The organism is Bacillus sp. PS217, from assembly GCF_037963535.1.
Taxonomy (GTDB): Bacteria; Bacillota; Bacilli; order Bacillales; family Bacillaceae; genus Bacillus; species Bacillus subtilis.
The window spans coordinates 3,897,746-3,910,876 of sequence record NZ_CP150157.1 but is presented as its reverse complement, the minus strand read 5'-3'; the positions used below and the strand labels follow the sequence as shown (position 1 = coordinate 3,910,876).

Sequence of the window (13,131 nt, the reverse complement as noted above, 5' to 3'; positions counted from 1 at the left end):
CAGGGACGTCTAGTACATGGACAGCGGATAAAGTTCCGTTAAAGGAGATGACGAACATGGATTTATCTGTAACACATATGGACGATTTAAAAACAGTAATGGAAGATTGGAAAAATGAATTATTAGTTTATAAATTTGCGCTAGATGCGCTCGATACAAAGTTCTCAATTATCAGCCAGGAATATAACCTCATTCACGGTCACAACCCGATTGAACATACAAAATCCCGTGTCAAAAGCTTTGAAAGCATCGTGAATAAGTTAATGAGAAAGGGCTGTGAGATTACGACGAAGGAAATGAAGGAGCATATTCACGACATTGCCGGCGTGCGCATCATCTGTTCCTTTATTTCTGACATTTATAACGTCGTGAATGTGTTGAAGCAGCATGAAGATTTGAGAATCGTAAAGGTAAAGGATTATATCCAGACACCCAAACCGAATGGCTATCGAAGCCTGCATTTGATCATTGAGATGCCTGTGAATTTAACGAACCGTGTGGAATACGTCAAAGCAGAAATTCAAATCCGGACAATCGCGATGGATTTCTGGGCGAGCCTTGAACATAAAATTTATTATAAATTGAACAATGACGTTCCTAAGCAATTAACAGATGAGCTGAAAGAAGCCGCGGAGATTGCCCATTACCTAGATGAGAAAATGCTGGGGATTAAGAAAGAAGTGGATTAAAAAAGACGGCAACCAAGTGCCGTCTTTTTTTATTTGATATCTTCAAAAATGTCAGTTGCTTTGGCCTTCATTTGTTTCTTAATGGTTTTCGGTTTCTTCTCTTTTTTCACAGCCTCATAGACAGCGGCTGTCACAAGATCGCCTGCTTGCTGGAGGCGTTCTTTGCTGATATGTTCGATCGAGTCTTCAGGGGTATGATACCACGGCTCAACTTCTTCTGTTTCCGGGTCTCCCCAAATAAAGTTGGCGGAATCAATGCCGGCTTCGTGGAATGGCACATGATCAGATGATCCTCCCTGTGTCAGAGACAGGCAGTCAAACCCAATTTTTTCAGCAGCCGTACGGCTGGATTCCCAAACATAGTTAGATTGGCCATCCAATGTGTTGACATACAGCTCAGACGCTTTTTCCCAGCTTGTGCCTACCATATCTAAGTTGAAGTTCACTTCGCTTCGTTTCAGCTCTTTTTCCGATAGATGATCTACATAGTGAGAGGAGCCGAGCAGGCCGAGCTCTTCGGCGCCGAAAGCGATAAAGCGGATTTCTTTATCAGATGGAACGCTTTTTAAGACACGCGCCATCTCCAGCATAACAGAGGTTCCTGAGCCGTTGTCATTTGCCCCGGGTGAAAAAGGAACACTGTCGTAATGGGCCGTCACGTACACAATGTCTGGATGTTTGATGTTCTTTGGTTTTTTGATTCCGATGATATTCTGGGAGGTTTGGTTTGTGAATGCTTTTAGTTTTAAGGTGGCTTCTTTTTGCTGGGTAAGTGCTTCGCCGTCTTCTTTCTTAATGCCGACGACCGGAATGCCGACTTTATTTCCCGACAGGTTTGGCGTCATAGGCACGAGGCTTTCTTTGTTGTTATAAATGATGACAGCTTTTGCTCCGGCGGCTTCGGCATTTTTGGCTTTCTCGTAATAAGTCAGGTCTCCTCTGGAAATCAAGGCGATTTTGCCCTTGACGTCAGCGGTAAAGTCCTTTTGATAGCCCAATCCCGCATTGTAAAGCGGGGCCGTCAGCCCTTGTTCCTCAGTCGGAGCTGAGCCGGACGCCGCTTGGAGAAGAATATCGCGTCCTGCTGAAGACAGTGTTCCCTCAAGCCGGTCAGGAATGTTGAATCGTTGAACCTTCACATCAAGCTTTAATTTTCTCAAGGATGAGGCGATCAATAGGGCGCTCTTTTTTTCAGCTGCAGTTCCGGCTATTCTGGGGCCGATTGCTTCACTTAGCTGAGAAATGGTAGAGTACGCATGCTTTGCTTTGAATGGAAGCTCGCGCTCGCTATTTGATATTTGTAAAGCGTGCGCGGCAGGGGTGACACTCTGTGCCGGCAAGAGCAGTGTGCCGGCAGTTAAAACAGCCATCGTCATGACAGTCAAAAGCTTTTTCATCAAAAATAAACCTCCCCTAAATGTATGGTTGGGGAATATTTCGGGATGCTAAAGGAGTTTCCTGCAAGATGAAGAGCGTTTTTGAAAAGACAGTGCTTTATACCTGCAAAAAAACGCTTATGAATGAAGGGTCATAAGCGTTTCGGAATATCAAACTATTGGAGCTTTAAAAACTTGCGTTTGCCGACTTGGATGATCATATTCTCTCTTATCTCTGCTTTGGCGTGAATATCTGTTATTTTCTCTCCGTCGATGCGTACACCGCCGTTTTGAATCATGCGGCGCGCCTCGCTCTTTGAAGAGAGGAGCTTCAATGTAACGAGCAGATCGACAATCGCGATTGTTTTCTCGCCTTCCCATTGGACAGACGGAATATCATCAGGAAGGCTGTTTTCCTGAAAGACTGTTTTAAACGAGTGTTCGGCAGCTTCTGCTGCTTTCTCTCCGTGATACATTCGGACGATTGTTTTGGCTAAAAGCATTTTGGCATCACGCGGATGAACGGCGCCGGTTTCTAAGTCTTTTACGAGCTGTTTTTTCTCTTCAAGCTCTAAGTCTGTCGCCAAGTGGATGTATTTTTTCATCAGGCTGTCGGGCAGTGACATCGTTTTTCCGTACATGTCGTTTGGATGTTCGTTAATGCCAATGTAGTTGTGTTTCGACTTTGACATTTTTTCGACGCCATCCAAGCCTTCCAAGAGCGGCATCAGGATGACGACTTGTTTTTCTTTGTTGTATCTTTCTTGGAAATGCCGTCCCATGAGGACATTGAAATGCTGATCCGTTCCGCCTAATTCAATATCACTTTCGAGAACGACAGAATCATAGCCCTGCATCAATGGGTAAAAGAATTCATGCAGTGAGATTGGTTTTTGCATGGCGATGCGTTCTTCAAAGTCGTCGCGCTCCATCAGGCGGGCTACCGTTATTTTCCCTGCTAATTCAATGACATCTTCCAGATTCAATGTTTTCAGCCATTTTGAGTTATAGTGAAGCTCGACTTTTTCTGGATCAAGCACTTTTCCGAATTGCTCAAAGTAGGTTTTGGCATTGTGCTGAACTTCTTCATCAGTCAGTTGCTTTCTGGCTGCCGATTTTCCGGTCGGATCACCAATTTTTCCTGTGAAATCCCCAATTAACAGCTGGACAATGTGGCCGTTTTCTTGAAATTGGCGAAGCTTATTTAACACAACCGTATGGCCCAAATGTACATCCGGTGCAGACGGATCTAATCCGAGCTTAATTTTAAGCGGCGTGCCCGTGGAAATTGATTTCACGAGCTTTGCCTTTAATTCCTCCGGCGGTATGACTTCGTGGGCGCCTGTCATGTATAGCTGAAGCTGTCTTTCTACCTCTTTTTGCTGTGACGCTGTGAGCTGCTCAAATGTTCTCATCATTTTTCCTCCTTTTTTACAAACACAAAAAAGAGCCCATCCCGATAAGGGACGTGGCTCAATGCACGCGGTACCACCCTGGTTGAAGACATCGTCTTCCGCTCATTCGAATAACGGTTTCCCGTTCTTTGCTACCTTTAAGGTTCACAAAGAAAGCTCGGGGAGGTAATTCACGTTTGCTGTGTGCCGGCTCGCACCTTCCGCCGACTCTCTGAAACAGGGAGACAAACCGCTACTGGATTCCCGTCAAAGCTTATGTTGTATGAAGATTGTCAGCTACCTTTCTAAGCAGCCCTGTCAATATTTTCTGTTCGTCCTTCGTCATTCCCGCAATGAGCTCTGTTTCCCCTTTGTGAAACTCCGGGTAGAGTTCTTCGATCGCTTGTTTGCCGGAATCGGTGATAGAGACAAATACGAGTCGCCGATCTCTTGTGTCGATGCTTTTACGGCAAAAACTCTTTTTTTCGAGCGTTTTGATCACGTTGCTTGCTGTAGCTGTAGATATCCCTGACAGCTCAGCGATTTTTCTCGTTTCGAGCGCTCCCCATACCCATAGATCATAAAGAATGGAGAAAGCGGTCCAAGAAAGGTTATAGGAAGAAAGAACCTCAGTCTCCATTTTGACACGGAGCCTTTGTGCAGACCGATACAGATTCGTAGCGATCGAAATGGCTTCCAGGTTAAGTGACTCGACGGGCATTTGTTTGAGCTTAGAAAGTGTATCGTGTTCTTCCTTCCGAAGCTGCTGATGTTGATGTGAACGTTCCATTTTTTAGGCCTGCCTTAAATTATCAGAATCATTAGCTGTGAAACGAATTGTAGCAGAGTCTGGTGTGAACTTCAAGCCCATATATCGGTTGAATAAAAAAAGCCCAAACAACGCCAAAATAAACAAAAAACCGCAAACGGGGGTGCAGTTTTGCAAAAATATGTTCAATCCGTCTATAAGCATGATCCGTTTCATCTGTTTTCGACAGAGCATGTAGTGACGTTAGCGATTATCGCCCTTTTGGCCATTCTGTTGTTTTTGTTCCAAGAGAGGGTCAAGCAGCCGAGGGCCAGCCGGTTTTTGCGTTCTCTGTTTGTGTTTCTTTTGCTTGGTTCGCAAATCGGCTATCAAATATGGATGGTCGCCACGGGCAGGTGGTCGGTGCGCACTTCATTGCCTCTCCAGCTTAGTGACCTGTCGGTGTATTTGTCAGCTATTATGTTAGTGACAAAAAGCAGAAAGCTGTTTGTGTTTTTGTTTTTTGTCGGCATCGGCAGTTCGATTCAGGCTCTTGCCACTCCTGACCTCGGTATGTTTTCATTTCCGCATATCCGATATATCCTCTTTTTTATTTCTCACGGATCTGTGTTTTTATCCTGTCTGCTGATGGCTGTGATTGGCACCTACAGAATGGGCCAGCGCTCGTTATGGGTGATAGTCCTGCTTGTTAATGTGTACGGCGTCTGTATTTTTCTGATTGATCGCTGGCTTGGCGCGAATTATATGTATTTGACGAAAAAACCGGGCGGTTCCTCTCTCTTAGATGTTCTCGGGCCATGGCCTTGGTATATCGTCTCGGCTGAAGCCATCACGATCGCCAGCTTTTTCATTCTTTATTGGCTTTATCGCATCTTCAAAAAATGACACCTTTTTTGTTGTATCACACATTCTGTTTAAAAAAATGTCGGAGAACGTGTTTATTTTTTTGAAAAAGGGTATGTAACTTGTACAACAAAAAGGGAGATGAATACCATTGAGGAAAGATGAAATCATGCATATCGTATCATGCGCAGATGATAATTATGCTCGTCATTTAGGTGGGATGTTCGTTTCTTTATTGACTAACATGGATCAGGAGAGAGAGGTAAAATTATACGTCATTGATGGCGGAATTAAGCCTGATAACAAAAAAAGACTGGAAGAAACCACTTTGAATTTCGGAGTGCCGATTGAGTTTTTAGAAGTGGATACCAAAATGTATGAACATGCGGTAGAGAGCAGCCATATTACAAAAGCCGCGTATTACCGCATTTCGATTCCCGACTTAATTAAGGATGAAAGCATCAAACGAATGATTTACATCGATTGTGATGCGCTTGTCCTAGAGGATATTTCTAAGCTATGGGACTTAGACATTGCGCCATACACCGTAGCCGCTGTTGAGGATGCGGGGCAGCATGAACGCCTGAAAGAAATGAACGTCACTGATACAGGGAAGTATTTTAACTCAGGTATCATGATTATTGATTTTGAGTCTTGGAGAAAGCAAAACATCACAGAAAAAGTCATCAACTTTATCAATGAACACCCAGACGAAGACTTTCTTGTGCTGCATGACCAAGATGCACTGAATGCGATTTTATATGATCAGTGGTATGAACTTCATCCGCGCTGGAACGCTCAAACCTATATCATGTTAAAGCTGAAAACCCCATCTACTCTGTTAGGGCGGAAGCAATATAATGAAACAAGAGAAAACCCGGCAATCGTGCACTTCTGCGGCGGAGAAAAGCCTTGGAACTCCAATACAAAACATCCGTATCGCGATGAGTATTTCCATTACATGTCCTATACGAAGTGGAATACGATTGGGAATCCGGCGATCAACCAATAATACAGATATAAAAAAACGCTTTTGAGATGATCAAAAGCGTTTTTTGTTTGTCTCAGCGTGCGACTGACCGTTGGTAGAACCGCTGAATATGCATGGCGATGTAGCACAATTCTTTTTCAGGAAACTCAAAGCCGTATTCCTTCTTCACAAAGGTGCCGATGCTTAGGGCACACAGGAAGGCATCCTTAAACTTCTCTTTAATGATGTCGATCATTTCTGCGTCCAGCTCGTAAATGGATTCGCCTGCTTTGATATGCTGAATGGCAAAGCGGAGATGGGTCACGAGCCTTTCATAAGAGATGGTATCTTCAACGATATTAATAGACAATTGAATTTCGATAATCTCGATAATATCACGGATCATTGTTGTAATATCAAGCGTTTGTGTCATATCGCCGGCATTGTTTCTTGCTGTGTGGATATGCATGGCGATATTGCCGATTTCATCATCAGGAATGTGAATCCCCAGTTTATCTTTAATCAGTGCTCTGGCCCATAAGCCGATCTGGAACTCCTTTGGATAAAGGACTTTGATTTCATTCAGCAGCGGATTTTTGATAACCATCCCATTGCTCAGGCGTTCAATTGCAAAAGAAAGATGGTCTGAAAAAGCGACATGAATGCGCTCGTTGATTTTGATGTTCAGCTCTTTTTCGGCATGAGAGATAATTTGCTCAGAAATCTGAATGTGGTCTTCAGGCAATGTTTCTAAAATCTCTTCGAACTGCTTATAGTCAGGTGTATCTTTTCTGATAAAGGTTTTTTCTATTTTTGACGGATCGACAATATCATTCTTCTTTTTGTTAAACGCAATTCCTGCACCTAAGAGAATCTTCTCTTCATTTTGATCCTTTACGACGATAGCATTATGATTTAAGATTCTTTTAATTTTCATAGCTTTTTTGTCCTTTCATCCCCCGTTTTATGAATGAAATCGAATAAATCCAGTTATTCTGTCTCTTCTTTAAACCCGAGAAACAATGTAGCTATAAAAGCAGAGACGGCTGCGATCAAGAAACCGATCATATAATGAACAAAATTAGCGGCGCCAAACGGCAGCACGATTGAAATCATCGGAATGCCTGTCAGCCCGTAGGAATTTGCCACAACTTGTACCGCAACCACGTATGCTCCGCCAATAGCACCGCCGATGGCTGCTCCGATAAAGGGACGGATCAATTTGAGATTTACCCCGAATACAATCGGCTCAACAATGCCTAAAAACGCGGTCAGAGAAGCGGGGAGCGCAATTTTTTTCAGGCTTGATTGTTTCGTTTTGAGGAATACCGCAAGCCCCGCTCCGCCTTGGGCCACATTCGCCATCGACCATATCGGCACTAAAAAGTTGACACCGACATGCGGATTAGCAAGCAGCGTTGCCTCAATTGCATAAAAGCTATGATGCAATCCAGATAGGACGATGGTGGAGTAGATGCCGCCGAAAAGAGCTCCGGCGGCAATGCCGGCGTGATCATAAATATAGACGATCGATTGTGTCATGATCTGGCCGATGATGGACGCGGCGGGATTCATCACAATCAGCGCGAGGCATCCTGTCACCATGACCGTAATAAAGGGAATGATCACGACATCAAGTGACTTCGGCACAATCGATTTTAATAGCTTCTCAATTTTGCTCATGACAAAAACGGAGAGAAGAATCGGTATCATGGAACCCTGATACCCCATCATCGGGATATGAAGCCCCCATATGTCTAAAGAAGACGGGGTTTTGCTGCCGAGCATAGACGGGTCCAGCAGATCAGGATGCGTCAAAAGCCCCGCGATCACTGCCCCTAGGTATGGGTTGCTGCCAAATTGCCGTGCGGCACTGAAGCCGACTAAAATCGGCAGTAAAATAAAGGCTGTGCTGGATACGAGGTCGAGCATTTTAATCCATGGGCTGCCGGCAGCGAACCAGTGAAACACCTTAATCATGCCGATCAGCCCCATGAGCAGGCCGCTTGCTGTTATTGCCGGAATAATCGGCACAAAAATATCGGACAGTGTTTTCGCAAAAGCTGCGGCAGGGTTCAGCTTCCGGCTGGCTTTTTTCTGGTGGACAGGTTCTTCAGAAGGCGCGGTCTCCCATACATGAACGACTTCTTTATATATTTTGTTGACGACGCCTGCTCCGAAGATAATCTGGAAAAGCCCATAACGGAAAAAGGTGCCCTGCACACCTTGCAGGTTCTCAATGGCATGTATATCAATTTTCGTCTCGTCCTTTACATCAAAACGAAGACGGGTCGTACAATGGCTGATGCTGATAATATTGTTTTTTCCTCCTGCGAGCAGCAGTAATTCTTTTGCAATCTCTTTATGCAAGCAATCAAAACCTCCTTTGCTGAAGAAAAGTCGGCTTGTTCATCGTATCAAATGAAAAGTTGACAATCAAAATGAAAAAAGTGAGAAATATCGGCTGAAAATGACAAAAATGCCCGCGTCGACGCGACGACGGAGCATGAGAATAGGGGGTTGTCCAAGGCGCCGTTATGAGCCCAACACGAAAAGAAGAGTTAAAATGCCCTGCTTTTTAGGCATTAATACTCCCTTTGCATCATTGGGTCTTGCCTGCCTGCCCAGTCACAATCCCGCCATATGTGGTGATAACTGTAATAACGTTCATTTTATGCTGTTCATGGCTGTATAGCAATAGTATGAAAAGCCTGTGAGGAGGATGGGAAAAAGGTTGTGTACGATTTTCTTAGAATGTAAAAAACCTTTAAGACCTGGAATGCAAGTCTTAAAGGTTTTTGGTTACTTTTTCGGTTTGACGGCGTTCAGCCGTTTTTGCAGCTTTGTTTTTTCATTGGATGCTTTTAATTGATTCACTGCAGACTGAGTGGATGTCTTTGATTTCTTTGTTTTGTCTTTTTCCGCTTTCTTCACTTTTGCCTTGGCAGTTTCGACTTTTTTTGCTTCAGCCGCCGCCACCTTTTTCTTCACTTTGTCTAACCGTTTTTGCAATGCCGTTTTGTCCTTGCCTGCTTGAAGCTGATTGACGGCTGATTGTGCTTTTGCCGCATTTGCATCAGTTGATTTCTTTTCAGCCGCAGATACGGATTGCTGTGCCGTCTTCAAATTGGTGCTCTTCACTTTGTTAAGGCGTTTCTGCAGGGACGTTTTTTCTGAACTTGCCGGCAGCTTGCCAATTGCTGATTGTGCGCTGTCCACATCTGTTTTCTTTTTGCTTTTCTCCGCTTTCGCAACTTTGTCTTTCGCTTGCTTTGACGCGATGTAGCGTTTTACTTGGTCTAAGCGTTTTTGCAGGTTCTTTTTGTCTGTTCCGTTTGGCAGCTTGTTGATGGCAGTTTCTGCTGTATCAACGGTTTGCTGTGTTTTATATTTTTCTGCCTTTGCGACTTTGTCTTTCGCATCTTTTACATTTCTGTATGACTGTACTTTATCCAGTCTTTTTTGCAGGGCAGTTTTGGCGTCGGAGCCCGGCAGCTGGCTGATGAGTTCTCGCGCTTTGTTGATATCGGTTTGTGCTTTTGTTTGTTCCGCTTTTTTCACCGCTTGCTCTGCTGCCGCGTACGCTGAATCTGTTGCCTGTGCTTTATACTGGATTAAGCCGTAGCCAAATTGCTGATCGCGGCCTGCGGTACCAAGATCAACGATATTTCTCCGCATTTCCTCGCGAAGCTGGACGTTTGTCTCGGCAGGATCACGCTGTTTTAACAAAGCAAACATGGCTGCGGCGTGCGGTGTCGCTTGGGATGTTCCGCTTCCCGTTGCATAATACTGGTTTAAGTAAGTGCTTGTGATGTTTGTCCCCGGTGCTGAAAATTCAACTTCATCTCCAGTTGTTGAGAAGGAGGCAAGCTGATTCTTTTCGTTTGTTGCTGAAACCGCAACGACACTGCTGTATGCCGCCGGATAATTCACTGGCTTGCCGTTTCCGTCGTTACCGCTTGCGGCAACAAGCAGAACACCTTGTTCATATGCTTTGTTCACGGCGTCATGAAGGATTTTGCTGTCTGACGTCGTTCCAAGGCTCATATTGACGATGTCCATCCCGTTTGCGATCGACCAGTCAATTCCTTGGAGAAGGCTTTGAAGATCCCCCGAGCCGTTCTGATCAAGCGCTTTAACCGCGTATATTTGTGCTTCCGGTGCGATGCCGTCAATTCCGTAGCCGTTATGCTTGGCTCCGATAATCCCTGCGACATGTGTTCCGTGGCCGTTATCATCTTTGTAAGAAGAGGTATAACTGACAGCTGAATACCCGCCGGCAATCGACAGGTCATCGTGGGGGGAGATCCCGCTGTCAATGACGGCAATTTTGATATATTTTCCTGTCAGTCCTGCCTTCCAAGCCTGTTTCACCTGAATGGGCTCAAGGTTCCATTGCTCAAAGTTGTCAGAGGTGTCAGTGCCGTCTGACAGCACTTTGAAATCCGTGCTGTCTGCTGCGGTAAATGATACGTTGTTTTCTACATACAAAATATCAGGATCCTGCTTTAATTCTTTTACTGTCTCCTGGTCTGCTGTGACCGCTACCGCGGGAAGATGCTTATACTGCTGTTCAACATCAGCATCACTATCCAGGATGGTTTCCTTTCCGGCCTTGTTTTTATAAACCACAATAACCTCTTTCTCGCTGCTGTTTTGCGCATGAGCGAGAGGGCCTACGGCGAGAAAACTGAAAAACAGAGTGACTGATACAACAAGTTTGCAAGACATGTTTTTCATGATTCATCTCCTTTTTCTATGATGTTTGATATATATATCGGAGAAAAAAGAGAGATTAATAGTTAGAAGGAAAAAATTTTTCATAGGCAGGATTGTTTGGCAAAATGCAGATTTTTTCCGCAGGAAGAGGAAATTTTCCAAATGAATTTGTAAGCGTTTTCAAAATAAGATAAAGAAAACATTGCGGAGGTTGTTCACAAAGCAATGAGAAAAGGGGGCTTTTAAGATGAGCACATTCACTCGGGTAATGGAAGAAAAAATAATGCCTGTCGCCGGGAAAATTGCCGGACAGCGGCATCTCAGCGCTTTGCGTGACGGAATTATCCTGACCATGCCGCTGATTATTATCGGATCTGTCTTCTTGATTTTAACGAGCCTGCCGATTCCGGGGTATGCTGATTTCATGGCGAGTGTGTTTGGGAAAGAGTGGGCTGATAAGCTCGGATATCCCGTCAATGCTTCGTTTGATATTATGGCGATGATTGCCGCTTTTGGGATCGCCTATCGGCTGGCAGAAAGCTATGGTGTCGATGCCCTTTCTGCCGGAGCGATTTCAATTGCCGCATTTCTGCTGGCAACGCCGTTTGAGGTGCCGTTTACACCGCATGGCTCAACGGAGTCCATCATGGTAGGGGGCGGAATCCCGATCACGCTGCTTGGCAGCAAGGGCTTATTTGTCGCCATGCTGATCGCCTTGTTTTCAACCGAAATCTATCGGTACATTATTCAAAAAAATATCGTCTTCAAAATGCCAGACGGTGTGCCGCCTGCGGTAAGCAAATCGTTTGTCGCGCTGATTCCCGGCTTTATCATTGTGTTTCTCGTGTGGCTGGCGCGCCTTCTGATTGAAATGACACCTTTTCAGAGTCTGCACAATGTCGTAGGAGACCTGCTTGGCACACCGCTTTCCATCCTAGGCGGCAGTCTCGGCGGAAGCCTGATCGCTGAATTTGTGCAGATGCTGCTTTGGTCGTGCGGGATTCACGGGGCTTCCATCATTGGCGGAATCATGGCGCCGATTTGGTACGGCGCGATGGATGCCAACCGTCTTGCCTTCCAAGCGGGCGAGGCGCTGCCGAGTATTTTTACGACTCAGTTCTTTCAAATTTGGATCAATGTCGGCGGGAGCGGGGCGACGCTGGCGCTTGTCCTGACGATGCTTGTGCGCTCCCGGAGTAAACAAATGAAGCAGCTTGGACGATTAGGAATCGGCCCTGCGCTATTTAATATCAACGAGCCGATCATTTTCGGCATGCCGATTGTCATGAATCCGCTCCTTATTGTCCCATTTATCATCGCACCGCTCCTCACGATTACCGCGACTTATATCGGCATGAGCACCGGGCTGGTGGCAAGACCGGCCGGAATCGCGGTGCCGTGGACGATGCCGCCGCTCATATCAGGCTACCTGGCGACAGGCGGAAAGGTGTCGGGCGCCGTTATGCAGCTGGTAAATCTGCTGATCACCTGTGCCATCTACTATCCGTTTTTCAGAATATGGGATCATCAAAAATGGCGGGAAGAGAGTGTGGTTGAATCTGGGGATAAAAATGTGATGTGATAGATGATCAGCCTGTCATAGGGCTGATCATCTCCTTTAAACGAAAGAGAATGTTAGAATATGTAAAGGAGGTGCGCATGCTAGATTATATATGGTTCGATGATGAATCACCAATCATACAACAAGTACCAGTTGAATACTCATCTGCTGCACTTATCTTTTCTCCTTTTATCCAAATGCCTGAAGGATGGGAGAATGCAAAAAGAAAAAATGATTACGAGCATATTTATCCAAACGATGATGAAATAAGAGGAATAGGCAAGGCTGTTTCCTGGAAGAAGGTTATGTCTTCTTGCGGCTTTCAAACACATGCTGAGCTGGCGCTGGCTTTAATGACGTCGATAGGTGCTTTAAGGGACGAGTTCGCGAGAGAGGATTTGGCTGAGGTGTTACATGAAAACATAAATGGAGACCTCTATTATCCAAGTGAGGATCATATTTCAAATTTTCATATTCCGAGTTTGGTAAAGGTATTAGGTGCGAACGGATCCAATCGGTTTTATTACGCAGAACCGATTGTGGAAAACCGCGGCGTTTTGGACATAACTGAGGCCAACTTGCGGACGGTTCTTGATGAAGCCGCAGCAGAGCTCTTTTTAACTGATGAGAAAATGGATTTTGTGTTTATGAGTGTATATGACTCATTCATTAATGTCTTTTTAGCAAAAGATAAAAACATCAATGACCTGGTTCAGCGTATGGGCTGGGAAGCGATGGTTTGCGATGAGTCAACGTATATCAGTTGGTATAGATAAAAAAAGAACGTACATCACAAAATGTACGTTCTTT

General features: G+C 45.0%; 11 protein-coding genes and 1 other annotated feature. Of the genes, 5 read left to right on the top strand and 6 right to left on the bottom strand.

Features of this window, described 5'->3' with window-relative positions:
- The first annotated feature begins 56 nt into the window (after window positions 1–56).
- Window positions 57–689 (top strand): GTP pyrophosphokinase YwaC, encoded by a 633-nt coding sequence (gene ywaC / locus NSQ83_RS20255; RefSeq protein ID WP_003244564.1) that lies wholly within the window; start codon window positions 57–59, stop codon window positions 687–689.
- Between the two features lie 29 nt (window positions 690–718).
- Here the strand turns inward: ywaC and ywaD are convergent, their stop codons facing one another.
- The 3 genes from ywaD to ywaE form a co-directional block, all read right to left on the bottom strand.
- Window positions 719–2,086, bottom strand: coding sequence for an aminopeptidase YwaD (gene ywaD / locus NSQ83_RS20250; RefSeq protein WP_198878399.1), 1,368 nt, complete (start codon window positions 2,084–2,086; stop codon window positions 719–721).
- Between the two features lie 155 nt (window positions 2,087–2,241).
- Window positions 2,242–3,483, bottom strand: coding sequence for a tyrosine--tRNA ligase (gene tyrS / locus NSQ83_RS20245; protein WP_114523607.1), 1,242 nt, complete (start codon window positions 3,481–3,483; stop codon window positions 2,242–2,244).
- 41 nt (window positions 3,484–3,524) lie between these two features.
- Window positions 3,525–3,739 (bottom strand) — a binding site (T-box leader).
- Window positions 3,734–4,249: a tyrZ transcriptional regulator YwaE gene (gene ywaE, locus NSQ83_RS20240; protein ID WP_003227345.1), complete on the bottom strand. Its 516-nt coding sequence runs from the start codon at window positions 4,247–4,249 to the stop codon at window positions 3,734–3,736. Its footprint overlaps the feature before it by 6 nt.
- A gap of 150 nt (window positions 4,250–4,399) precedes the next feature.
- Here ywaE and NSQ83_RS20235 point away from each other — a divergent pair, with 150 nt between their 5' ends.
- The gene (locus NSQ83_RS20235) at window positions 4,400–5,113 is read left to right on the top strand and encodes a TIGR02206 family membrane protein (protein ID WP_198878400.1); all 714 of its coding nucleotides are present in this window, start codon (window positions 4,400–4,402) and stop codon (window positions 5,111–5,113) included.
- Window positions 5,114–5,222: 109 nt separating this feature from the next.
- Window positions 5,223–6,083, top strand: a complete 861-nt coding sequence (locus tag NSQ83_RS20230) for a glycosyltransferase family 8 protein (protein ID WP_033882896.1) — start codon at window positions 5,223–5,225, stop codon at window positions 6,081–6,083.
- Between the two features lie 52 nt (window positions 6,084–6,135).
- On the opposite strand, the gene sacY is transcribed toward NSQ83_RS20230, so the two are convergent.
- From sacY to epr, 3 genes are all read right to left on the bottom strand, one after another.
- Window positions 6,136–6,978, bottom strand: a complete 843-nt coding sequence (gene sacY / locus NSQ83_RS20225; protein WP_003244589.1) for a transcription antiterminator SacY — start codon at window positions 6,976–6,978, stop codon at window positions 6,136–6,138.
- Window positions 6,979–7,031: 53 nt separating this feature from the next.
- Window positions 7,032–8,411, bottom strand: coding sequence for a SacY negative regulator SacX (gene sacX, locus NSQ83_RS20220; RefSeq protein WP_003243800.1), 1,380 nt, complete (start codon window positions 8,409–8,411; stop codon window positions 7,032–7,034).
- Between the two features lie 432 nt (window positions 8,412–8,843).
- Entirely contained in the window at window positions 8,844–10,781 is a 1,938-nt protein-coding gene (epr, locus tag NSQ83_RS20215; protein ID WP_198878401.1) for a minor protease Epr, read from the bottom strand.
- Window positions 10,782–11,007: 226 nt separating this feature from the next.
- Between epr and celB the strand changes: the two genes are divergently transcribed.
- Together celB and NSQ83_RS20205 are read left to right on the top strand one after the other, a co-directional pair.
- Entirely contained in the window at window positions 11,008–12,342 is a 1,335-nt protein-coding gene (gene celB / locus NSQ83_RS20210) for a PTS cellobiose transporter subunit IIC (RefSeq protein WP_198878402.1), read from the top strand.
- A 77-nt stretch (window positions 12,343–12,419) separates the two neighbouring features.
- The gene (locus NSQ83_RS20205; protein WP_204551396.1) at window positions 12,420–13,097 is read left to right on the top strand and encodes a DUF2711 domain-containing protein; all 678 of its coding nucleotides are present in this window, start codon (window positions 12,420–12,422) and stop codon (window positions 13,095–13,097) included.
- The last annotated feature ends 34 nt before the right edge of the window (window positions 13,098–13,131 follow it).